Origin of the sequence: Mesorhizobium sp. IMUNJ 23033, assembly GCF_044778005.1 — a bacterium.
Taxonomy (GTDB): Bacteria; Pseudomonadota; Alphaproteobacteria; order Rhizobiales; family Rhizobiaceae; genus Mesorhizobium; species Mesorhizobium amorphae_A.
The window spans coordinates 1-19961 of record NZ_JBJACT010000033.1 but is presented as its reverse complement, the minus strand read 5'-3'; the positions used below and the strand labels follow the sequence as shown (position 1 = coordinate 19961).

At 59.8% G+C, this 19961-nt stretch carries 18 protein-coding genes and 6 pseudogenes; 4 read left to right on the top strand and 20 right to left on the bottom strand.

Annotated features, from left to right (window positions below; all coding sequences use genetic code 11):
• Nucleotides 1-209 precede the first annotated feature (209 nt).
• Nucleotides 210-720, top strand: a pseudogene (locus tag ACFX5Q_RS28460) (transposase); the annotation flags it as partial.
• Here the strand turns inward: ACFX5Q_RS28460 and ACFX5Q_RS28455 are convergent.
• Nucleotides 681-1187, bottom strand: a complete 507-nt coding sequence (locus ACFX5Q_RS28455; protein ID WP_404283280.1) for an Lrp/AsnC family transcriptional regulator — start codon at nucleotides 1185-1187, stop codon at nucleotides 681-683. The pseudogene ACFX5Q_RS28460 and the gene ACFX5Q_RS28455 overlap by 40 nt on opposite strands.
• Nucleotides 1188-1824: 637 nt before the next feature.
• Between ACFX5Q_RS28455 and ACFX5Q_RS28450 the strand changes: the two are divergent.
• Nucleotides 1825-1959: pseudogene (locus ACFX5Q_RS28450) on the top strand (IS256 family transposase); the annotation flags it as partial.
• A gap of 248 nt (nucleotides 1960-2207) precedes the next feature.
• On the opposite strand, the gene ACFX5Q_RS28445 reads toward ACFX5Q_RS28450, so the two are convergent.
• Entirely contained in the window at nucleotides 2208-3101 is an 894-nt protein-coding gene (locus ACFX5Q_RS28445; RefSeq protein WP_404283278.1) for a class I SAM-dependent methyltransferase, read from the bottom strand.
• A gap of 52 nt (nucleotides 3102-3153) precedes the next feature.
• Here ACFX5Q_RS28445 and ACFX5Q_RS28440 point away from each other — a divergent pair.
• A pseudogene (locus ACFX5Q_RS28440) lies at nucleotides 3154-3618 on the top strand (ATP-binding protein); the annotation flags it as partial.
• A 71-nt stretch (nucleotides 3619-3689) separates the two neighbouring features.
• On the opposite strand, the gene ACFX5Q_RS28435 reads toward ACFX5Q_RS28440, so the two are convergent.
• From ACFX5Q_RS28435 to ACFX5Q_RS28355, 17 genes and pseudogenes are all read right to left on the bottom strand, one after another.
• The gene (locus tag ACFX5Q_RS28435) at nucleotides 3690-4046 is read right to left on the bottom strand and encodes a hypothetical protein (protein ID WP_404283276.1); all 357 of its coding nucleotides are present in this window, start codon (nucleotides 4044-4046) and stop codon (nucleotides 3690-3692) included.
• A 3-nt stretch (nucleotides 4047-4049) separates the two neighbouring features.
• Nucleotides 4050-4313 carry a tyrosine-type recombinase/integrase gene (locus tag ACFX5Q_RS28430; RefSeq protein ID WP_404283274.1) on the bottom strand — a complete coding sequence of 88 codons (264 nt, stop codon included), beginning with the start codon at nucleotides 4311-4313 and terminating at the stop codon, nucleotides 4050-4052.
• A complete protein-coding gene (locus ACFX5Q_RS28425) occupies nucleotides 4310-4621 on the bottom strand; it encodes a hypothetical protein (RefSeq protein ID WP_404283272.1) in 312 nt (103 codons plus the stop codon). The genes ACFX5Q_RS28430 and ACFX5Q_RS28425 overlap by 4 nt, the downstream gene beginning before the upstream one ends.
• A complete protein-coding gene (locus ACFX5Q_RS28420) occupies nucleotides 4618-5280 on the bottom strand; it encodes a site-specific integrase (RefSeq protein ID WP_404283270.1) in 663 nt (220 codons plus the stop codon). The genes ACFX5Q_RS28425 and ACFX5Q_RS28420 overlap by 4 nt, the downstream gene beginning before the upstream one ends.
• The gene (locus ACFX5Q_RS28415; RefSeq protein WP_404283268.1) at nucleotides 5208-5819 is read right to left on the bottom strand and encodes a site-specific integrase; all 612 of its coding nucleotides are present in this window, start codon (nucleotides 5817-5819) and stop codon (nucleotides 5208-5210) included. The genes ACFX5Q_RS28420 and ACFX5Q_RS28415 overlap by 73 nt, the downstream gene beginning before the upstream one ends.
• A gap of 327 nt (nucleotides 5820-6146) precedes the next feature.
• Entirely contained in the window at nucleotides 6147-6932 is a 786-nt protein-coding gene (locus ACFX5Q_RS28410) for an SDR family oxidoreductase (protein ID WP_404283266.1), read from the bottom strand.
• 13 nt (nucleotides 6933-6945) lie between these two features.
• Nucleotides 6946-7722, bottom strand: a complete 777-nt coding sequence (locus tag ACFX5Q_RS28405; RefSeq protein WP_404283264.1) for a cyclase family protein — start codon at nucleotides 7720-7722, stop codon at nucleotides 6946-6948.
• 183 nt (nucleotides 7723-7905) lie between these two features.
• Nucleotides 7906-9612 carry an acetolactate synthase catalytic subunit gene (locus ACFX5Q_RS28400; protein ID WP_404283262.1) on the bottom strand — a complete coding sequence of 569 codons (1707 nt, stop codon included), beginning with the start codon at nucleotides 9610-9612 and terminating at the stop codon, nucleotides 7906-7908.
• Nucleotides 9613-9717: 105 nt separating this feature from the next.
• On the bottom strand, nucleotides 9718-10413 hold the full coding sequence (locus ACFX5Q_RS28395) for an ABC transporter permease (RefSeq protein WP_404283261.1): 696 nt from the start codon (nucleotides 10411-10413) through the stop codon (nucleotides 9718-9720).
• Complete coding sequence (locus ACFX5Q_RS28390) at nucleotides 10410-11453, bottom strand: ABC transporter permease (RefSeq protein WP_404283259.1); 1044 nt, start codon at nucleotides 11451-11453, stop codon at nucleotides 10410-10412. The genes ACFX5Q_RS28395 and ACFX5Q_RS28390 overlap by 4 nt, the downstream gene beginning before the upstream one ends.
• A gap of 479 nt (nucleotides 11454-11932) precedes the next feature.
• Entirely contained in the window at nucleotides 11933-13096 is a 1164-nt protein-coding gene (locus tag ACFX5Q_RS28385; RefSeq protein WP_404283257.1) for a M20 aminoacylase family protein, read from the bottom strand.
• A 297-nt stretch (nucleotides 13097-13393) separates the two neighbouring features.
• Nucleotides 13394-13914: pseudogene (locus tag ACFX5Q_RS28380) on the bottom strand (aminotransferase class III-fold pyridoxal phosphate-dependent enzyme); the annotation flags it as partial.
• A 304-nt stretch (nucleotides 13915-14218) separates the two neighbouring features.
• Entirely contained in the window at nucleotides 14219-14566 is a 348-nt protein-coding gene (locus ACFX5Q_RS28375) for a hypothetical protein (RefSeq protein ID WP_404283255.1), read from the bottom strand.
• Nucleotides 14563-15252: an IS5 family transposase gene (locus ACFX5Q_RS28370; RefSeq protein ID WP_404283253.1), complete on the bottom strand. Its 690-nt coding sequence runs from the start codon at nucleotides 15250-15252 to the stop codon at nucleotides 14563-14565. Before ACFX5Q_RS28370 ends, ACFX5Q_RS28375 begins: the two co-directional genes overlap by 4 nt.
• Nucleotides 15253-15275: 23 nt before the next feature.
• A complete protein-coding gene (locus ACFX5Q_RS28365) occupies nucleotides 15276-15518 on the bottom strand; it encodes a transposase (RefSeq protein ID WP_404283252.1) in 243 nt (80 codons plus the stop codon).
• Nucleotides 15519-16427: 909 nt separating this feature from the next.
• Nucleotides 16428-17597: a M24 family metallopeptidase gene (locus ACFX5Q_RS28360; RefSeq protein ID WP_404283250.1), complete on the bottom strand. Its 1170-nt coding sequence runs from the start codon at nucleotides 17595-17597 to the stop codon at nucleotides 16428-16430.
• Between the two features lie 360 nt (nucleotides 17598-17957).
• On the bottom strand, nucleotides 17958-18305 hold the full coding sequence (locus tag ACFX5Q_RS28355) for a hypothetical protein (RefSeq protein ID WP_404283338.1): 348 nt from the start codon (nucleotides 18303-18305) through the stop codon (nucleotides 17958-17960).
• Nucleotides 18306-18350: 45 nt separating this feature from the next.
• Here ACFX5Q_RS28355 and ACFX5Q_RS28350 point away from each other — a divergent pair.
• Nucleotides 18351-18920, top strand: a pseudogene (locus ACFX5Q_RS28350) (hypothetical protein); the annotation flags it as partial.
• Between the two features lie 220 nt (nucleotides 18921-19140).
• On the opposite strand, the pseudogene ACFX5Q_RS28345 reads toward ACFX5Q_RS28350, so the two are convergent.
• Nucleotides 19141-19961 (bottom strand): annotated as a pseudogene (locus ACFX5Q_RS28345) (hypothetical protein); the annotation flags it as partial.

Here is a 19961-nt window from a genome sequence, read left to right as displayed (position 1 = left end):
ACGTCTTGGTCGCCGACGGTGCGGCACGGAGCCTCTCGAGAGTTCGCAGGGTTGCGACGTTTCAAGGGACGCTAGTTTAGCCCGCCTTATGCACGACGGAGCGTCTGAGAGGTTCGCGGATATGGCGGATATAGCCTAACCGGTTGATTGGCGTAGGATTCGGTTGTCTAAGCCAGCCCTGCCACCGCATCTCGCGAGCCACACCCGCCATGACCGACGATACGTTGCTGCCGCTCTCATTTCCAGCCGTTGGGCGCAAGAAGATCACAGCTGCGTTTGGTGGCGGACGCATCACCTCGGATGGTGGCGGGCCGAATTCTGCGCGCGCCCGCATCTTTGCGATCGCATGCGGCTACGGGGATGCCAACGATCTCGCCCTTCGACAAGCTCAGGCGACTGCGCACCGACCCGGCCTTCAAGCTCGCCTGCGGGCGGCTGCCCGACAGCGGGATTGATCTGTGCTTGCAGCCGACCTGCTCGCGCCTAGAGAACCTGCCCGACCCACGCACCGTCATCCGGCTCGGCTGGGTGCTGGTCGATCTGTGGCTGTCGAGCCATGCCGCGCCGCCCAAAAGCGTGACGCTCGACATCGACGACACGGTTGATGTCTCTCACGGCCATTAGCAGTTCTCGCTCTTCAACGCCCATTACGACGAGCGCTGCTTCCTGCCGATCCACGTCTATGACGCCGCGACCGGACGTCCGGCATCGGAGGTAGTTGCTTCTATCGGCAAGCTGAAGCCGCTCTTGACCCGGTCCACGACGACATAAGTTTTGAAGTCTTTGATGTCAAAGTTGCCGCCGTAGAAGAAGTGACGCGTGAACTCGTCGTAATCCTCCATGCTCTTGACGGTAATGATCAACACGAAGTCTGCTTCGCCGGTGACATAGTAGCAGCTCATGATCTCACGTGCGGCCCGTATCGCCTGTTTGAAGCGACCGATGGTCGCGGCGCGCCCTCGCTCCAGACTTACCGACACAACCATCGAGTTCGGGCGGCCAACGGCCTTGGGCGATACGATTGAGACGTCGCCCACGATAACGCCGGAAGTGCGCAGCCGCTTGAGACGCCGCTGAACGGCGGTTGGCGAAAGGTTGGCTAACGCACTGAGCTGGTCTGACGTTAGCCGATTGTTACTCTGCAGCGCCGTTAATATGCGCGCGTCAACGCGATCGATTTTCATCATAATAACTCCTGCTTATCTCCTGCCAAGACATAGCGAGTGCGACTAGACTATTGAGTCCTACAATGAACTTTTCATACTTCGATAATCCCCAGGTTTACTGATTTTATAGCAGCGACCGTTCTGCTGGTGGTCTCCAACTTCCGCATCACGTTCTCCTCACAGCCAAGGGATGTTACCGCGGAAAACTCCACTTTCGAACGATCCAGTTTTCAGGGATCAGAGCACCTTTTTACGATGGCGGGCTGGCGGCGCCATCGAGCGCTTTGAAAAGCATTGTCGGTGGGGGAGGACACCGGCAGGGCACGCCGCGCGAAAGTCGCGGCCGCGTGGCGACCGAACAGCTGCGGCAGTCAATTCTAGGGCAGCGAGCCTCTTTGCCGTCGAGTTAGAGTCGGAACCCATATCAGCGCATTGTGCTTGTCCCTCATGGGAATTGGCCACTCACCTGCTTTGCCCGGCGAATGGTCTCGATGCGGATCGCCAAAGCGGCCTTGCGGTGAGAGATGCCGTCGGTTCCGGACCGCGGGCACGGTCGATCGCCGGTCCGAGCGCACGCTCGGATTGACGCGGTCGAAAGCGACTCGTCTCCTTCAACGGCCAGACGCATGAAGAAGCGATTGCTGGTGCGGTCCCGAGTAACGATGCAGCCATGAAGCTGCGATATCTGGTGCTGAACAACGCGGCCGAGGAATGGAAACGACCGCCGCGCAAACGGTTCGAGGCCAAGACCCAGTTCGCCGTCGTCTTCGGCGAGAGGTTTGTCAGCCAATGACGAAATCGGCCTCGCGCACAGAATTCCTAACAGTCCCCCCGACCCGACGCCGTGCAGCGACGTAGGTCCGAAGCTCGGCCATTACAAGACCGAAAGAGCCATTCCTCTCGACGCAGCGGCGTCAGGCGGGCACTGTTGTGGATGTTCATTCGGACCCTCCGGTGAATAATGGAGCCTGATAACTCCTCTCTCCTCAATTCTGTCCGAATGGACAACCTATCGGAAGCTCACAGCTAGGGCCGTTGGTATTATTTGTATGCGACAACCACGAGGCGCGAGCTATCGGATGTAAACGCTCCACCTTCTTGCCCATAAGCTTCAACATTCTCGAACCCCGCGCTTCGCAACATGCGAACATATTCAGAAAACCCATACTGTCTGAAAGACAGGTGCGTTCGTCTAACGCATCCATCGCGGACGATAATCCTTTCGAGGTTCGAGCGATCGCTTAGCACATCGTTGCTAAATATATCGATTCGTACATCGTCATTACGCTGCGCAACGTAACAGATAGGCGACTTGTGGCTCAGGAAATCGATGCGATTGGGGTGGTCGATTAGCAGGCGCCCGCCCTTTCGAAGTGAAGAAGCGGCTTCACGAAGAACTCTCTCATTATCTGCGTCATCGAAATAGCCAAAGGTCGTGTACCACAGAAAAGCTGCGTCGAACCGATCTCGCCAGGGAAGTGAGCGCATGTCGCCCAGAACATACTCGACATTTACTCCGCGTTCAGAAGCATCTGCTTCGGCTTTTTTTAGCAAGATCGGCGAGATATCAAGTCCGGCTACCTGCGCTCCTTTTTCCGCCAATCGGTTGGTAATCCGCCCATAGCCGCACCCAAGTTCAAGAACTGAGCTGCCTTGCGTAAGAGAAAGAAGCTTCCAAATTACCCCCACTTGTCGATCACTTGCATTCGGCGGATTGATCACATCTCCAAAATAAATATAGTCTTCGCTAAAGTATACCTCAAGCTCTGATAAGGTAACTGTATCTCTAGCCTCGTAGTTCATGTTTGTTTTCCTTATATTTTTCTGATATTTTTGATCTGACCTTAAACCCGATTTTTGCATAGAAGTTTGAGTATTAAAAGAAAACATTTGTGAATTTTTCATGCAGTCTTTAAATATTTTTGCAACAGTCATTTACCTTATACCGCGTTCGAAATTGTATCGCGGGCCGGCATGGGTGACCATCGCGCTTGCCGTCGAGGCCGTGAAGGCTGGAAAGAGCGTCTATTTCTGCACGCTCGCCGAACTCATCGCTGCGCTGACAAGGGCCGAACGCGAAGGCCAGCTGCAGGAAACCCGCTTCTTCTGCCGGCCTGCTCTGCTCGTTGTCGACGAGATCGGCTACCTGCCCGTCCTCCACGGTGGCGGCAATCTGTTCTTCCAACTCGTCAACGCCCGCTATGAGAAGGGCGCAATGATTCTCACCTCAAACCGCAGCTTTGCCGAATGGGGCGAGGTCTTCGGCACCCTGTCGTCGCAACCGCCCTTTCTCGATCGCCTGCTTCACCATGCGGTCGTCGTCCAGATCGAAGGATCGAGCTATCGGCTCCGCCAGCACGCCGAGCCCATGCCCGAACACCTGCGATCAAAAGCACCATCGCGGCCGCGCGGCAGGCCACCGAAAAATGGACACCCCTCCGCGACAGCCTGAGCGGCGTGTGATCGTCTCGGCATAGTTTGTTTCCTGCCTCCGCTTTCAACAGCGGAGGAGAGGATATGATTTCAGAAGAGTATTTGGGCAGGAGCCGGCTGTTTCAGCGCCTGGAGAGCGGCCCCCACGGACAACTCGTCGAGGCCGAGATAGGCTGACAGCAAGGGCAACTTGGCGTGTATATCGACGCCTTCCTGTGCCCACATCGTGAGGCGGTGGACCGCGAAGGCATGACGGAACTCGTAGGGTCGGGCGCCAACCCGTCCTTGTGCGGATTTGATACCCGGGCGACGAAGAATCCGGCGGATAGCATCGGATGCGGAAGCGGTCGTAAGCGACGAGCCGTTGCGGCGAACGAACAGGGCTTCCCGATCCGCGCAGTGCTGGTCGATGAGTATCTGACGCCGATCGTCGATGTAGCGCCGCAACTCTCAGACAAGGTCATCCTGCATGGGCACGATGCGCGTGCGCCGCTTGCTGTCGTGGGTCGTCAAAGTGCCGCGTTCGAGATCGACATCGGTCATCTTGAGGCGTGCGGCTTCTCCGAGCTGCAGGCCAGTGCAGTAAAGCACAAGAATAAGCCTGCGCAGCATTGAGGCCCATATGAAGTGCCCCTGATGCACCGAGGCGGCAGCAAGGATTCGGCGGATCTCTTCCTGGCTGAAAATATAGGGGAAGAAGATCGGTTCCTTCATCGGCGCCCAGCCATGCCCGGGCACATAGCTGGTCGGATCGCGTCGCCGACGGAACAGGCAGAGCTGCCGAATGACGCCGAACTCGTTGGCAAGCGTGACAGCCTTGCGGCCGCGGCGCCGCCCACCCAGCGCTGGATAGCCTCCGCCAGAGGGATGGGGTCTTCTTCGCCCCAATGCTGCCGGACAAAGCGGAGGAAACGGTCGATCTCGAAGGCGCCACGCTTATAAGGATGGCCCATGGCGCGTTTGAACTGCAGAAAGCTCTCCGCGTCGCGCTCCAACTCGGAAAGGGTGACGATGGTGGTCATGCCGGCACCGGCAACGCGACCTCACGCAACGTCTCCGTTGCGATCCGCACATAGGCGGAGAGCGACTCCGGATCGCGATGCCCAAGAAGCTCGGATACCACACGAGGCGGCGTGCCGAGATCGATCTGGCGTGCCGCGTGGGAATGGGGCAGAACGTGGCTACCGAGGAACGTGCCCGAAATCCCGGCGGCCCTCGCATGCTTTGCGATGATGTGGCGTATCGCGCTTGAAGCGGCGAAGGGGCCGAACGGCACCTTCATCTGCACGAACAGATGACGGGTCGGCGTGCCGCTGGGCCGTCCATCGCGCAGATAATGCGCCACCGCCTTGGCCACGGCCGGCAGGAGCGGCAGGGTGAAGGCTGTCCCCGTCTTTGGCCGCACTGTGCCGGCTTCCCAATCGATGTCGTCGAACTGCAAGCGGATAGCCTCACCCGCTCCAAGGCCGTAATTGCTCATCATCAACAGGAGCGCGTAATCGCGCAGACCCATTGGTGTCGACCGATCCACCGCCTTCAGCAGCCGCTGCACATCCTCCCAGGCGAGCGCCCGCCGTGGTCGCTCAAGGCGCGGCTGCACCGGCGCGATCACGGTTTCGCTGAGATCGACGGGAATGCGCCGCTCCAATGCAGAAAACGCAGGAAACAGCGAATACTGCACGCAACATCGCTGACGTGCGATCGGGAATATCGTTGAGCGTAAGAGACGAGAAAAGCGTCGACATCAGTCAAGGCTATCGACAGCCAGCCTTCACCGGCCTGTATCAGGTGACCCTGAAATTTGCCGATGTGCTGCAACTTCTTGTGCACGGTCACCTGCGGGTTGCCCCGATGCCGGAGCAGGTAGTCGGCGTACTCGGCAAGCAAAGGCGTTGCCGGCGGCTTTGCTGGCCGCGGCGACCGCCAATCGGGAGGCGCCAACCCCATACTATGATAGACCCGGTTGAGCGACTGCAGAGCACTCCGGAAAAGGCCCAGCGACCGCGGATCGAGATCCTGCCGCCGCGCATACCAGCCTATGAAGCGATTTGTGCGTTCGAGGGTGAGCTCTTCGCGCTCGATCAGCCCGCGTTCGGCGCAATAGGAGCGAAACGACCTGATCCTGTGCATGTAGACCAGCGCCGCGCCAGGGCTCAGGCTGCGGTGGGCGCGCCAGACGCGGTAGATATCCTCGGTGGTGGGCGTGGGTTCGGTCTGCATGGGGATCCTATCACCTTGGCCGAACCAGCGTAGCTTGCCGCGATAATGCGGTCACCGCCAAAGACTCCAGATAAAACTTCGCCCTGGATAATGAGCCCAGCACCCTGCAAACTGGATCGTTTCATTGCTGCCGGTTTTGGACCGAAGCAACGAGCGCGCCGGTGAAGGGATTCGTCACGTCAAAGCGACGTTCGCTCGAAATCCATTCGCCGGCGACATAGGCGCGTTCGATCAGAAATCCGCCAGTCGCTCCGGCACCACGGTAGGTATACCCAAACCCAGAGCTCCAAACCTTCAAGTCTTGTAAGTATTCTGCCGCCAGGCGGATCAGATCATGAACGAGCCGCCGTTAACGTCGAGCGTCACACCCGTGAGGAAGGCAGCGTCTTTCGATGCCAGGTAGGCGACCGCAGCGGCGATGTCTTCACCGGTGCCCAGTCGGCCGACAGGAATGCGGGCGACGTAAGCCTGGTTAAGCTCGGCACCAGCCGCGGCAGCCATCGGCGTTTCGATGCGGCCCGGCGCAATGGAATTCACCGTGATGTTCATTGAGCCAACTTCAACGGCAAGGGTGCGGGCAAGGGCCATCATGCCGGCCTTGGACGCGGCATAGTGGGCTCCTGCAATCTCGGTTTTCGTTCGGCCGGCCACCGATGCGATGTTGATGATCCGGCCCCATTTCGCCGCCCGCATGTGGGGAAGGCAGGCCCGGCAGCAAAGGAAGGCGCCTGTCAGGTTAACTTCGAGAACCTGACGCCACTCCGCGGCGAGCATCTCCTCAACTGTCGCCTTCCGTCCGCCGTGTTTCGGAGAGATTCCCGCATTGTTAACCAGGATATCGACCCGCCCGAAGCGGGCCGCTGCGGCCTCGACCATTCGCGTGACATCAGCGTCTTTGGAGACATCCACGCGCACCGCCAGGGCCCGCCCAGAACAGTTCGAAGACAGGGTCGAAACGCTGGCGTTCAGGTCACTCTCGGAGAGGTCCGCCAGCACCACCTCGGCGCCCGCGTTGAGAAGCCGCGTGGCGATCGCAAGTCCGATGCCCCGCGCCGCGCCTGTCACCAGAGCCACCTTGCCGGCGAATGCGGTTGCCTGCGAAGTCTGGTCCACGATCTACTTCCTTCTACACTATGGCGACGGGTGTCAGCGGCGAGCCGAACGAGCCGGGCAGGCGCAGAGGCGGGGTGGTCAGGAAAAACCGGCTACCGTTATGAGCCCGCAGCCAGGCAGCCAATTCCGATAGATACCAGAGCTCGCCGAGGGGAAGGCCAAGCTTGAAAAGGCACTGGTGGTGCAGGGGCAGACCGACGCAGTGGTCGCAGCCGTCTGGTGCGCGATTCGGATAGGCCGCCACCGCGAAGTTGTCAGCAGCCAGCGGCGATACCGCAGTCGTCGCTCCACCGGAGCAGCCTGTCGTCCCCCCGCCCAGTACGGCGAGGGCATTGTGCAGGACACGCGGATCCGGGCTGCCGTCCATTTCGACAACAAGTTGGGCGAATCCGGTGTGTATGCACCGCATGTCGCCCGCCTCGACTTCAACGGACTGACTCAACATAGCACGCAACAGAGCATCGTAGCCGACCAGCGTCCGGTCCCCTCCATAGATCCTGCCTAGGTCGAGGAGCACGCCCCTACCTTGGACGCTGGTCTCGGCGAACTTCTCGATGCCTAATCGGCGCGCGCGGGCTCCGCCTTCGGCACCGGGTCCTAGAACATCCGCGCCGCCCTTGAAGCCATTGTAATAGACGATATCAGCGATGCCGTCGCCGTCAGCCTCGAAATGCTGCCCGATGTGGCTAAGGGCATCCCACTGCGTGGAATAGTGCGTGAACAGTGGCGCGCTTTCATCGCAGGACGCATCGATGTATTGGGTATTCTCCATATGTAACGGATAGTTCACCGCTGGCAGTCCCTGCTTGCGTGTCGGCAGAAAGCCCGGCCGTCCTTCTCGGCGGCCGCTTTCAGGCGGATGTCATCCGTCATCAGGTTGAGACGCCAGACTGATCGTCGGCACCGAATAGGCTCCCAGTTTGCGCCTTCCGGCTTATTGTTCCTTCGGCTGCCCATGTAACGCCATTCCGCTTCAGTGATCCAGGGTCCCGGCAAACAGCGAAATCGGGGGATGCGCAGCGGGATCCGTCATCACCTCGATCAGTGTCGGCCGCTCGGCCGCGAAGGCCTGCTTGAGGACTTCCTGCAGATTCGCTGCGTCCTCAACTCTTATCCCTTCGCAGCCACAGGCGCGCGCAATCGCTACGTGATCAACCGCTGCGAAATGGCAGGCTGTGGTGTGGGCCCCAAACTTCACGGTTTCGGCGTCCTTCTGGAAGCCAAGGATGCCGTTGTTCAGAAGGACTATCGTCACCGGAATTCCCATGCGGACCATGGTTTCCAATTCGGCCCAGGAATGCGCAAAGCCACCGTCCCCGACAAGCGCCACAACAGGTGCCGAAGGCCGCGCGATTTTTGCGCCCATGGCGAGCGGAAGGCCCCACCCGAGCCCGGCTAGCCCACGGGGTGTGAGGAAGCGCATCCCTTCCCCTGGCGCTCGCAAATGACCCACGACCCACATCGATGAGTAGCTCGCATCAGCCGTGATGATCATCTCCGGCCGGATCAGATTCTGCAGTTCCGCCATCACACGTTCCGGCCTGATCCCTCCGGTTCCCTGCTTTAGTAGGGGTGCCCTGACCGTCTCGAACTGGCGCCACGCGTCGGCAATCCGATCGGCCAGACCGGGGCGCGCCTGTGATCTTGCCTTAAGATCCTGGGTCTTGAGGGCCTGCGTGAGTGCTTTGAGGGTTTCTGCCGCATCCCCGACGAGGCGGACTGCCTCGTAGTTGCGCCCGATCTCCTGCGGATCGAGGTCGATCTGAATGATCTTCGTGCCCGGGCGAACGAGGCGCCAGCTGTCCGTGCCATTTTGATTGTTTCGTGTTCCAACCTGCAGGATGAGGTCGGCATCCTCGACCAGGCCCCGCGTGAACCGGCCAAGCGACGTGGGCCCGACGAGGGATCCGAGAACGCCGCATGACAGAGGGTGGAATTCATTGACGGCACCCTTGCCCATGTTCGTCGTGAATACAGGGAGCGAGGCAAATTCCTGAAGGTCCGCCAGAGCAGATGGCGCGCCGGTGGAAACGGCGCCGCCACCTGCCATGACTACCGGGCACCGGGCTTTTGCGATTAGAAAAGCCGCTTTGGCAATGCCGGCATCCGCCGGCCGGGTACGGTCGAGCGGCCAGGCGCTGAGGCATGCCTCGCGCCTGTGGGCGGCAGGCTGGGCTGTCTCGCGCAGTAGGTCAGCCGGCAGTAAAAGGACGGCAGGCCCCGGCCGGCCACTCGCCGCAGCCACGAACGCCGCGTCCACGTAATCGTCAACTCGATCCGCGGTGCCGATCCGGCGCGTCCACTTGGCGCAGGATGCAAAAAGCACCAGGTGATCGAGTTCCTGAAAGGCATTCTTATCCACCTGCGGTCGCTCTACCTCCTGAACGAGAGCTACCACGGGGATGCTGGCCTTTAGGGCCTCGGCCAGCGGTGCAACGAGCAGTGCCGCTGCTGGACCGTTCTGGGCGGCGACCACCGCGACCTGTCCCGAGGCCCTCGCGAAACCGTCGGCCATCGCACCACCCATATTCTCCTGGCGGTAGGCGATTTGACGGATTCCGATTTCCTCCGCAGCGAGTATCACGGCGGAAGGAAGGCTCTGACCGAATATGAACTTCACGCCGTGGCGCGATAGCGCACGGGCGATTGTTTCGGCAACGGTAGGTTCGGTGTCTGTCATGGTGTTTCTTCCGATAGAGTTCTGAAAGGTCAGGAGCACAGTGACCGCGGCCCAAATCGCATGTCATACCCTGAGGTTGACACGCCGGCGGTGCCTAGGTGCCCCTTACGAGTAGTGCGGCTTGAGACCGGGGCGAGCGTGGGGGCTGCTTGCATTTTGCATCTTGATCGCCACCAGATGAAGTACAGGGCAACGAGCCAGAGAACCGGCAGAAGCATGAGCAGCGACGCCACCGCGGCGACGGATAGACCGCTGACCAGCAAGGATATGACCACTTCGTCGAATGAATGGAGGAAGGCAAACACCGCCCAGCCGAGAATACCCGGCCGGATCAAAGGCAGAGTCACCCGTATGAATGTCCGGAAGGACCCGGCCCGCATACTCTTGGGCTTGCTCAAGGCTAGTGTCGAACTTTGCCAGCGTTGCCGCGACGACAACCACGACATAGCTCATGGCGCCAATACTGTGCGTCAGGACGATGCCCGTCTTCGTTCCGACCAGGCCGAAGGACACCAGATCAAGGTAGGCTGCGATGCCGACCACGATCACCAGAAAGGTGATCGGTGCCAGGAGGATCAACTTGAGCACGTTGCGCGAGATTGGCGTGCTGCGGCAGAGCCCATAGACGGCCAGCGTACCGAATATGATCGAGATTACTGTAACCGAGATTGCAATTTCCAAACTGCTCAGAGCGGCCTTGTTCCACGACGGATCGCCGAAAAACGAACGATACCATTGCAAGGAAAAGCCGGATGGGGGGAATTCCAACTGCGTTCCCGCGCTGAATGACACGATGATCACCACCACTCCCGGGAAGAGAAGAAAGAGTTGGGTGAGTATGACAAACGTGATCCCCAGGTACCTCCAGACACGGGTCGCGTCGCCAGCGCGGTAAAGATGCGTCTTCCAGCGCGCGCCCGCCCGACCGGGCCGAGCTCAGTGAGGTGTCGCGCTAAGGCCACTGCCTCGGGAAAACGACTTCGCCGGACCGGCGCAGCATTGCCCTGGGGGCCGGCCGGATTGAGTCTGAGGACGGCGTGCACCGTCATCGCGATCGCGATCGCGATCGCGAGGAGAATTGATGACGCGGCCCCTATCCGGCCGAGATTGAAGGAGCTTTGCACCTCAGCCGCAATAAAGGTCGAAAGCATGGCGTCACGCAGGCCACCAAGGGCTGCGGGCGCAATAGATAATTGGAGGCTCAAGATCAAGACGAGCAACTCGCCACTGCGCAAGCCGGGCAGGTTGAGCGGGGAAAACACGCGCCAGAAGGCTGAGAACGGATGCGCACCCATGCTGAGCGCCGATGCCACCAGCGACTTGTCGATACCGAGCATCACGCTCGCCAGCGGCAGAATCATGATCGGCAACATGATGTGGACCATGCCGATGTATATGGCCATGCGGTTGTAAATCAGGGGCAGAGGGCTCGTGATGATACCCGAGTAGAGCAGCAGATTGTTGATGAGGCCGTGGTCACCCAGGACTATGACCCAGGCGCAGGTGCGGGCCAGGGCGCTCGTGAGATATGGGATCAGGACGAGTATGACGAGGGCGGTGCGGAACTGCTTCGAAGCGACAGTGATCAGATAGGCGGTCGGGTAGCCGATGAGAGCGCAAATGACTGTGGCTACGACGCTTATCTCGATGGTCTGGATGAGAGCGCGAACATTCGCAGGGCGCATAAAGAACGTCTCGTAGTTGGCAAGGTAGAACGCCGGCGCATTGATGCTTTTCAAGAAGAGCTGGACGATCGGTATAGCAAAGACGAACAGCAGGAGGCAGTGCGCGGGAATAGTTGGCCCGACCGATGCCCGCGTAAGCTTTTGTAAGGTCAACATCTGCGCGTTCCCTGAAGTCATGGCGTGACAAAGCGGACGTCCGACCGCAGCCAATCGAGCCGAATGTCGTCGCTAGGCCGAAAGGCCGAAAGATCGGCCACCCCGCCATGACGTGTTCGCGTACGACGAGGACGTTGCCACCCACACCCACGTCTCATCTTCGCTGCGGCCCGGCATAGATCATATCGGTCACGGTTCCGGCGACATACTGGCGCTGGCCAGCGTCAACACTCTTCGGATGGAAGGAAGTGCACCGGCAGCCAAGGCGGTTGATGCTACCCGCATGAAACGCCTGCGGTTAATAGCGAAGCTCATTGGTCATTCCCTGATGAATATGCGGTTTACGCCGAACCAACGGACGGCCGAAATCGAGACTTTCCCCAAAGCGGTCTCCGATGTTGTGCCGGCGCCGGCCGCTCCTGTCTTCCGGGTTACATCTCTCGCTCTTCAGCCCGGTTTACGAGCCGCAACCCGACAAGTCAGGCCGCCAGGATCGTCTCGACAAGGGTTACCCAATAGCCCACGCCATACGGGATGGCCTCGTCGTTGAAATCGTAAGCGGGATTATGCAAGCCCGGCGTCGAGCCGTTGCCCAAGAGGATGATCGCGCCCGGCCGCGCTTCCAGCATGTAGGCGAAGTCTTCGGATCCCATTGAAGGGTTGACGTTGTCGTTTGCGGCGTCATTGCCCACGAGGCTGCGCGCCGCCGTGATCGCGAGATGTGTTCCGGCCTTGTGGTTGAATGTGAGGGGTTCGAGCCGCCGATACCTGAACGTAATTTGTGCGCCGAGCCCGCGGGCCACGCCCTCGGCGCACAACCTAATCTGCTGCTCCGCAAAATCGCGCACGGCAGAGGTCAGGCTCCTGACAGTGCCACCCATTTCGACATGGTCCGCGATGACGTTGTAGGCTTGGCTTGCCGTGAACTTCGTGACAGAAACGACGAGGGCGTCAGTAAGGGCGGTGTTGCGGGATACCACCGTCTGCAGGGCAACGATGATCTGTGCGGCGGCGACTACGGGGTCGACGGTCCTGTGGGGCGAAGCCGCATGACCGCCCCTCCCCTTGACGATGATGTCAAACTCGTCAAGCGCCGCCATCATACCGCCGTCCCGGATGGCGAACTGACCAATGTCCGTACCGGGCGAGTTGTGCATGCCATAGACCTGGGAGATGTTGAAGCGCTCCATGAGCCCTTCCTGGACCATCTTCTGAGCACCTCGGCCATCTTCCTCTGCAGGCTGGAAGATCAAAGCAACTGAGCCTTTGAAGTTGCGCGTTGAGGCGAGGTGCTTCGCAGCCCCAAGCAGCATCGCGTTGTGGCCGTCATGGCCGCACGCGTGCATCTTGCCGGATATCCGCGAGGACCAGGCCTTGTTCGACGTTTCGATTATCGGTAGGGCATCCATATCGGCGCGCAGCCCAATCGTCGGCCCCTCCCCGCCCTCACCCTGGATCAGGGCAACCACGCCGGTCTCGGCGATGCCTGTCTCGATGTGGTTGATACCGAAGGTAGCCAGCTTCTCCGCAACGAACTTCGCCGTATTGTAGACCTCGTATCCTAGCTCCGGATTCTGATGCAGGTAGCGGCGCCATTGCGTGGCTTCGTCCTGGAGACGTCGGAAAGTGTCGACGCTGTGCATCTGTTAGTTCCCAGCTTTTTGGCGGCAAACGCCTGATGCAAGCGAGCATCATTCCCCGGGACACTTTCGTCAAATGCCGTTTGTATATCGTCGGCATCTAATAGCGAGATGGATTTAGGCTCGCTTTCAGCACAAGGACGGACCCGGCGTGTGCCGGATCGTCTCCATGTGGGAATACGGAACACCCGCCAGTTTCCTCAGCAGATCAGGCAAGTGGCTCGCAACGATATATACGGAAGGTGCGGTGGCCGCCGCTGGGCGCATCGGAGGCGCGTGGAGGCACGGAACTGACCCCTGGATGTCCGTGACCGGGGCCTGAGCGATGGCAACGATCTCATCGACCTCCTGCTTCGTGGTCACGAGCTGCGGCGAAAGGCTAGGATTGCCCTGCGACATGGCGCGTAATTAGGCTGCGGTCGCGTGCCGCCTTGGAAACGCGTACCCGACCTTGAGCTTGCATCGAAACCGGGCCTTCCTTTCACGGTCCGCGCCCAATTCGATCGCGCCCAACTGACCGACGCGGCGAGCCTCCCCTTCGATGGGCCTTGCGTGAGGGTGGGGCTTCAGCTGGGCCTAGAAATAGCCTCCGACCTCTCGCGCGTTGCGCGGCAAATCCTCCTTGTCGACAAGAATCGAATACCGCATTCGCGGCGGCAGCGCCTATCAGGTGGTCCGAGCCGTGGGAGAAAAACCCCACCCGGTCGGCGTCTGCCTCAAGGACGTCGTAAACCTTGCTGCCGACGACCGCGGCCGAGAGCGTAAGTGGGCTGACGTCAGTGCTTTTGCTCAGGAATCAGATCCGGCTCGATCCCGTAGTGTTACAAACCGTAATCGAACCGACCGGCGAACCCGTCGATTGTGCGTGAACGGATGGACGGCGCGCCTGTCCTTCTCAACGATTTTCCTTGATTGTTGATTGGCATGCTTTCTGCTTTTCAAGCAGGCAAGTCCACGATGTGGATATGCTATATCTAATCGTGATGTCGGATGGTTCATTTCCTCAGAAGTTTTCCATAGCCGGCAAATCGGCTGCCGATCGCATGCGAGACGGAGCGCGTCCCACAGTATCGCCTGATGGGCCGTGATGACGGGTTCGATCTCTCGATCTCCTCAATGATCTCTCTAGCAGGCTGTTGAAGAAGGATCACGTTTGGCTTTGAGGATGGCTTCGTCGCCGTTGTGATAGGCGAATGTGATCTCGATCGAGCCGTCGTCGAGCAGTTCGGCGGAGCCGTCGCCGGTGACTTGGTCCATCTCGTCGCAGCCGCCCCACGCGAAGAAGATCATCGAGGTACTGTAGCGGAGATCGAGGCCGGCTTGCAGGGCACCAAAGGCGATTTCGCCGTGGTTGTCGGCTCCGATGGTGATCATGGCGGGGCCACTGAGGTTCAGATAGCCGCGATCCCACAGATCGGCCTCTACAATGCGCCAGCGGCCGATCAGTTGGCAGTCTGCGGGCGGCGCAGTCATGCCGGCGCCGCCATGAGCTTCGGCAGCCGCACCAGATTGTAAGCGGCGGCAGCGAAGGTGAAGGCCCATCCGACACGGTCGCGGCCGCGGAACCTGGTCTTGTGCTGGCCGGCCACGACCTTGATCCAACCGAACGCCTCTTCGATGCGCTTCCTGATGCGCTGGCTGATAACATAGCCGCTATGCCGGGTGGTGCGCCCGTCGATCGCGGAACTGCGGCCGCTCATATTCTGCGCCACGTGCGGCGTCACCCTCATCGAGCGCAGCTCATTGGCGAAGTCTTCCGCGTCGTAGGCCTTGTCCGCGCCGAGCGTGATCGCCTGTGGCCGGTCGGCGCGAGGCTCGATCATGTGCAGTGCCGCTACCCGTTCGGCATGCCCGTAAGCCAGCGTCAGGCAGGCGTCGACCAGCAGGCCATGGCGGTTCTCCATCAAGCCATGACCCATGAAGCACAACTTGGTCTCCTTGCCTTTGCCTGCGATAGAGCCGGGCATCCGGATCGCTAGTCGAGGCATGTGTGTCGTTCGAGCGCTTATGGCCATGGAAGTCCGCTTCCGCGTTTCGCCCGCCCCCTCAGCCGGCGGCTCGCCCGAGCCGTCCTTCGGTTTGACGCTCTTCATCGACGCCCACGCCTCGATCAGTGTGCCATCGACCGAGAAGTGGTCGGTGGACAGAAGCTTCTTCACCTTGGGCTGCGCCAGCACCGCGCCTAAGAACTTCGCCGCGATGTCACCTTCAGCAACCGGTCGCGGTTCTTCGAGAACACCGAATGGTTCCAGGCCGTGTCATCGACGCCGATACCGACAAACCAGCGGAACAGAAGGTCGTATTCCAGCCTCTCCATCAAGAGCCGCTCCGAGCGGATCGAGTAGAACGCCTGCAGCAGCATCGCTCGCAGCAGCTTTTCCGGCGGGATCGAAGGCCGCCCCATCGGCGAATACAGCGCCGCCAAGTCCTGCTCCAACGCCGCCAGCGCCTCGTTCACAATCGCCCGAATGCGCCGTAACGGATGATCGCGCCGCACCCGAGCCTCGAGATCAACATAACTGAACAATTCGCCAGACCGTTCGGCACGCCGCGCATGCATCCGTCTCCGAATCCCTTCGGGGCCAGTGAATCACCGCTGCGGTCCGGTGGCGAGTGCCTTTTTCAACAGCCTGCTAGGCCTCAAACCGGTGCAAAGGAATAAAAGGGCCTGCGAGCAGCGTCATTAACGCCGATCGCAGCATCAATGATCGCCTGTCGGGGTGACTAGGGCAATGTTATGGTCGTGGTCGATGTTGAACGAGTCGCAGGCGACCGGGGTTGTCCCTCCGGAGATAATGTAGTCGACCATGACCCGGGGTAACTTCATCAGGATATGGTCTGAGAAGCGAGATCCGATCGACGTCTATTCTAGCGTCGGAAGGCCCGTATCTCCGGTCATTGGGTACGTCAAGGTTGCTGATGGGGCCACCCGATGCAATTCCTGCTTGAGCTTCTCCTGGGAAATGATCGAAGACCCCGGAGGTGCATGCATAGGCGAAAACGCGGATAATGTCCGGTGGGTCGAACAATGCCGCGGCCCTCGCTATGCCGGCTACATGCCTGCTGCAGGTTTCCGACGGTGACCGGGTTGCGGTTTCGATGCGCGTGGCGGGATATGCTGACACCCGGCAGCATCATCCGGAGTTCGAACTCGGTCAGGTATCCGTGGAGAGTGTGATCAGACCGATCCTAGCCCGATCCTCACCGTGGACTCCGCGCCCATACTCCTCTCTCCGCCCATTGATGGGGACAACGGTCGTAGGGCGACCCAGGAAGATGTCCGCCCGCTTGTTCACCGATTTCTGGAGAACAGCGACCGGACACGATTGCCCGTTCAGATTTCGAAGATCTTCCGCGGCGTATTTGTGAGGACCTCAGCGCCAGTGCCGGTTACCCGAAATGTCTCGCTGATCACGTAACCGAAGTCGTCCTCAATCCAGTTGCCCAGCATCAAATGAAAGGTCATGTTCGGCTTCAGTTCAGTCGTGTCGCCGTCCCTGAGGCTTGCGCTCGGTTCGAGCCACCCAATGCCGTGCGCGTAGCCGCAGCGCGTTTCCTTATCGAAACCGTGTTTGCGGAGCGTCGTGTAGAACGCGTTGGCCACCTCGCTGCAGGTTGATCCCGGCCGGACTGCGGCGAGTGCCGCCTCAAGGCCTTCGACCTGGGCCTCATGAATGCGACGCAGGCGTTTGGAAGGGGCGCCGATCGAGAAAGTACGCATGAGGCCCGCGGAATATCCATGGCGGGTGCCGCCGAGTTCGAGATTGATCTGGGACCCGTCGCGGAACACGTCCCCCGTCCACGGAATGTGACAGGTACCTATCCGAGGCGAGGCGCATAGATAGAAGGACTTCAGGGCCGTTCCCGGCTTGCCATTCGCCCCCCGAATTAGCGCCGCCGCAATCTCTGCCGCCGCGTCGGCTTCCGCTACACCGGCACGTATGACTTCGCTGGCGCGCTTCATCGCTGCGTCGGAGATGGCGGCTGCTTCCCGCATGACCTCGATTTCGAGCTCGGATTTGACTAGGCGGAGCCAGGTGACAAGCTTGGTGCAATCTACAATGCAAGCCTCGGGCAGCCGTGACTTGAACTTTTCCAATGTCGCTGCAGGCAGGCTCGAAATCTCGATACCCAGCCCTCCTTTCGCAAGACCAGCTTCATTCAGGAAGTCGATGACGGCATCGTATCCGTCCTTGGCTAGATTGCCAATGAGCGCTTCAGGGTAACCGATGATCTTGCCCTGTTCCATGAAACATTCGTGCATGGCGGCCGGCGCATCGCAGCGACGAAGGATGAATGTCGGCTCCTCAGCCGCCCCGTCAACCACAAGCGCCTGAGGAACGTATCCGGACGGCGTGGTATAGCCTGAAAGATAAGTAATATTGGAAGCATCCAAAACGAGGAGTACGCCCACGTCGCGTCCCTCCATTTCAGCCTTCACGGCGGACAGCCGAAGCAGGTATTCAGTGCGTGGAAATGCCTGTACCCCCTTTGGGATCGTCATGAGTCTACTCCATTCATTTTGAAATGTGCATTCGCGCAACAAGGACACAGCCGCCGCCAAGACTCGCCAGCACCAAACCGATCGCTGAAGCTTAGTCGGCCTGTGCTTGCTTCTCGAGTAGCGGCCTGAGAAGTCAGACGATTGAACGCCCGGCGGCCATGGTCAAATGCAGTTTGTATATCGGCGCCATCTGGCTGCAAGATGACTCGGAGAGTCCCTGTTCAGGCGGTGGCGGCCGCCCGATGAAGCGAAGCCTCTTTAGCTCGCGCAGGGCCCCTTTTTGAGCGCCGGTAGCTGAATACGGAACACAGCCTCTTCTGCTCGTTGCCAACGATGGAAATTTCCTCGTCGACGCCCATCTCAGGCTTGGCCAGCATGACGTCGGCCTGAAGTAGCCACCGCAGCGTTCACCGGGGCCCTGGCCGAAAGGTCAGTCTCGATACAGCTTCCGCCGAGGTAAGCCGATGCCGTGTTTCTTGCACCCAGCACCGCTGTCGCTGACTCCGCGACAGATCCCAAATCGGGCATTTTGATCTGGATAAGATGTGCCGCCTTGGCCGACGCAAACTGCCTGATGTCGTCAAGGGTGTTGCACTGTTCATCTACTACGATACGCGCATTCGAGCCCCGTGTGTCGAGGATCGCGCTGCGCTTCAGTCGAGCCGTAGTCCGCGGGACATTCAATGTGGATCTTGCAACCGGGCACATCGTCGCCAACGCAACATATGAAATCCGCAACTTTTTCGGCCCTCTATGCCAATGCCAAGACCAATCCAGCCTTACAAGTCGAAGTGCAGCACGGGATGGTATCCGGGTTCGCCGATTTCGCCGATGCGGCGGGTGACCGATCTGACGAAGTCACGAAACCTTTCTCAGGCGTGCCTACGCCAAAGGCTACTCCGCGGCGCTCAAGTTGTTGTCGCTCAAAGGGTTGACCGTCACTGCCGACGCCTTGCACTGCCATCGCCGCATGACCAAGACCGTCCGCGACGGCGGCGGCCACTACGTGATCGCCATCAAAGGCAACCAGTCGAAACTGATCAACGAAGCCAATGCCGCACTCGACAAGGCGCGGCTGGCAAAGCAACCAAGTTCCGTCAGACCCAAGAGGATGCGCATGGTCGTCACGAGGTACGGCGTGCCTTCGTCATTCCCTTCGCGCAGGTAGCAGGCAAGAATGCACTCGTCGACCTTTGCGCCGTCGGCCGTGTCGAAAGCTGGCGCACCGTCGAGGGCAAGACCACAGACAAGGTTAGCTGCTATGCCCTGTCGCGCAAAATGCCGGCACTAGACCTGCTCGCCACCGTACGACGCCATTGGAGCGTCGAAAATGACCTGCACTGGCAACTCGACGTCCTGCTCGGCGAAGACCAGACCAAGTCGGCCCTCGAAATCGTCGCCACTCACGATCGTGTCGCAGCAGCAAGCAAGAGGATTCCGGCCCAGCAAATATCAACCGGTCGGGATTCTCCACGGATGGCAAAGTATAGCTATCGCTCCGCATCTCTTTCGTGCTCTCAATCGCACCAATGTTCGGCAACGATCACTCTTTGGCTGGGGATATCTGCGCTGGTGCGGAGAGACGAGGGACCGCTGATTGTTCCTGTTCAGTCGGAAATGGTGCGATCGACCAATCGATTAGGTCGATGGCTCGCTGAAGTTTCGACTTTGTCCGAGAACGGTTGGATGAAACGGCGATAACATATCCCATAGAGTCTCGGTAATTGCCTTTCCTGACGATCGGCGTCTTGGGCTCAACATAGAATTTGACTTCGGCGACACCTGGTACAGCAGCCGCCCGACTGTCGCCATCGATCCACTCGAGGATGCCATCGCGATCAGGAAGTAACGACCGCCAGGCCGCGACGTGCGAATGGCTTCTGCGCAGGTTACATTCGCGACCGATGACAAGCTTGATGTGCTCGGTGACGAGGTCGACTCCGTAAGCCAGATGAACCGGTTGAGGACCGCCACCAAGGCGCGGGTTAACCTCAATGACGATTGGGCCACTTTCCGTCCATCGGAATTGGATACACGTTGGGCCCCAGGCAAGGCCGAGAGCTCGCAAGCAGCTCAGCGAAACATCGGCGATACGTTTATACTCGTCATCAGTGAGCGGGGCCGGGAAGGTGCCTTCACTGCAGACGAAATGTGGTGGGGGGCCGTAGTCAGCGGCCTCTATCCCAATGACTTCATTTCCCATTATATAAGCGCCGTAGTCTGGGCCATTTGCAAACTCTTCGACCAGTATCCTCGGCGAGGACCGCCATGTGTGCTTCTCGCTCAACAGATAGGTGGTATGTTCGGCTACCTCTTCGACGGTGCTGCATAATCGGACACCGATGCTGCCACTGCCTACTGCTG

What these genes read in the sequence shown, in the direction of transcription:
- ACFX5Q_RS28455 (WP_404283280.1), bottom strand. Translation starts at nt 1,187, where the DNA reads ATGATGAAAATCGATCGCGTTGACGCGCGCATATTAACGGCGCTGCAG.
- ACFX5Q_RS28445 (WP_404283278.1), bottom strand. Translation starts at nt 3,101, where the DNA reads ATGACTGTTGCAAAAATATTTAAAGACTGCATGAAAAATTCACAAATG.
- ACFX5Q_RS28430 (WP_404283274.1), bottom strand. Translation starts at nt 4,313, where the DNA reads ATGAAGGAACCGATCTTCTTCCCCTATATTTTCAGCCAGGAAGAGATC.
- ACFX5Q_RS28425 (WP_404283272.1), bottom strand. Translation starts at nt 4,621, where the DNA reads ATGACCACCATCGTCACCCTTTCCGAGTTGGAGCGCGACGCGGAGAGC.
- ACFX5Q_RS28415 (WP_404283268.1), bottom strand. Translation starts at nt 5,819, where the DNA reads ATGCAGACCGAACCCACGCCCACCACCGAGGATATCTACCGCGTCTGG.
- ACFX5Q_RS28400 (WP_404283262.1), bottom strand. Translation starts at nt 9,612, where the DNA reads ATGACAGACACCGAACCTACCGTTGCCGAAACAATCGCCCGTGCGCTA.
- ACFX5Q_RS28390 (WP_404283259.1), bottom strand. Translation starts at nt 11,453, where the DNA reads ATGTTGACCTTACAAAAGCTTACGCGGGCATCGGTCGGGCCAACTATT.
- ACFX5Q_RS28385 (WP_404283257.1), bottom strand. Translation starts at nt 13,096, where the DNA reads ATGCACAGCGTCGACACTTTCCGACGTCTCCAGGACGAAGCCACGCAA.
- ACFX5Q_RS28375 (WP_404283255.1), bottom strand. Translation starts at nt 14,566, where the DNA reads ATGACTGCGCCGCCCGCAGACTGCCAACTGATCGGCCGCTGGCGCATT.
- ACFX5Q_RS28360 (WP_404283250.1), bottom strand. Translation starts at nt 17,597, where the DNA reads ATGACGATCCCAAAGGGGGTACAGGCATTTCCACGCACTGAATACCTG.
- ACFX5Q_RS28355 (WP_404283338.1), bottom strand. Translation starts at nt 18,305, where the DNA reads ATGTGCCCGGTTGCAAGATCCACATTGAATGTCCCGCGGACTACGGCT.